Source organism: Bradyrhizobium sp. Ai1a-2, assembly GCF_000426245.1.
In the GTDB taxonomy this organism is placed as follows: domain Bacteria; phylum Pseudomonadota; class Alphaproteobacteria; order Rhizobiales; family Xanthobacteraceae; genus Bradyrhizobium.
In genome coordinates this window covers 1-1,529 of the sequence record NZ_AUEZ01000228.1, presented here as the reverse complement: position 1 = coordinate 1,529, position 1,529 = coordinate 1, and the positions used below count along the sequence as shown (strand labels likewise).

The window sequence follows — 1,529 nt, the reverse complement described above, 5'->3', positions numbered from 1 at the left end:
CTCGCAGTATCGAGGTCCTCGTCGATCCCAAGTGTCTGCCGGAACTTATCTGACCACCTCAATCCAATCCGTCAAAATCACTGTGCGGAGCCACTTGAAACCGGCGAATTTGCAATGTGCCATGTGCTATCCGATTGATCCGCACGTCGGAATGATAGTGACGCAAGCTGCAATCGAGCATTAGGTCGCGTATCCGGCGCGGCGATCAAGCAACCGGAATCTTGCGAACAGACGTGCTCCCTCGCCATAAGCGGCCCGTGTCCGTCTTGAGTGGCGGACTGCGAAGGCGGCGCATCGACTAGTAGCCGCAGAGCGTCCGCGCTGCGTGCTCAGATCGACCTTATGGCTGAGGAAACTTAGTGCTAAGCGAACTTTATTGCGCTCGCTATACCAGTTCTCTGCAGTGGTGAAGCCCGGCAAGCAGCTGCGGATAATCGACGCAATGCTCCTGCTCCGGCCAGTGTTCGAGCACGTCTCCTCTCGATATCGCAACGTTGGAGGGACCCGCACCCGCCGCGCTGGCGAATTGGCCACATCGTACGCGGCCAGTCTCTCGCTTTTCGACATTTGCGTCCTCAGGCAGTCTCCTTCGCCTCGCGGATCGCTTTAAAACCGACGTATCCTTTCCGGATTTCCGTCGCCGCGTCTACCCTTGGTAAGCTTAAGCGTGGGATTTCCAATTCTTTCCCGGTTTTCCTGAGCAGTCCTAGGCAATCGAATTCATGCTCTGAAAGGGCAACTGCCGTAGGAGCGAACGTGTCAGATATTGCCTGCTGCTAGTTTAGTGGACAGCGAGTAAAGTGTTTGACGGCGCCCGAGAGTGCGAATGCGGAGAAAGAAATTCAGTCGCTACTTAAAGCTCGAGGCTGTAAGGAATGATGAAGGATCGGGCGTTGCGGTGGTTCAGGCGGCCCAGACGTCCTGAGCAAGGCGGGCGCTTGCAGTCGAGTGCTGGAAGATGGCCCCAACGTCAGACGCGCGTTGGCAGTATGCCTTCGCGCTCCATAGCATGATGAAAGGGCTCACCAGCAGCCGTCTTTCGAGAGAGAACGATCGCGCCGCAGAAAGGCGATGCCCAAGCTCACCGAGAGCTTGACCGGTTTGCCGGAGGGCCGAGACAAGGACTACCGCCTTCGCCTTCGCGTGTTGCCTCCGGCGAGCGCAGCTAATCTCAGTACTATCGATCTGCTGGAGCGTTCGCGGCGCTACACTATAGGCCTGAACGAAGTCTCGACGGCAGAAAGCGAACGGCAAGATGCGAAGGTCCAATGGATCGCGAAGGAGCCCAACCAGGCTGGGGAAGGGCTCGAACACAAGACGATCATCGTCAAGGAACGGTGCGCTCTCCATATCAACGACCTGAACGTGAGCCTTACCCTCGAGAGAGCTGGATGTCCAAAGAAGCCGATCACCATCGCCACCGATAAAGGCCGACGTCAAGTGGCATATTATCCCGTCTTCGCCGGGCCGACATCAACGAACTCCTAGGTGGTGTGGACACTTATCTCAGCCATAAGACGATGGCTGCG

1 protein-coding gene is annotated in these 1,529 nt (G+C 57.0%); it reads left to right on the top strand.

Features of this window, described 5'->3' with window-relative positions; all coding sequences use genetic code 11:
• Positions 1–1,071 precede the first annotated feature (1,071 nt).
• Positions 1,072–1,488: a hypothetical protein gene (locus K288_RS0143385; protein ID WP_027584867.1), complete on the top strand. Its 417-nt coding sequence runs from the start codon at positions 1,072–1,074 to the stop codon at positions 1,486–1,488.
• Positions 1,489–1,529 lie beyond the last annotated feature (41 nt).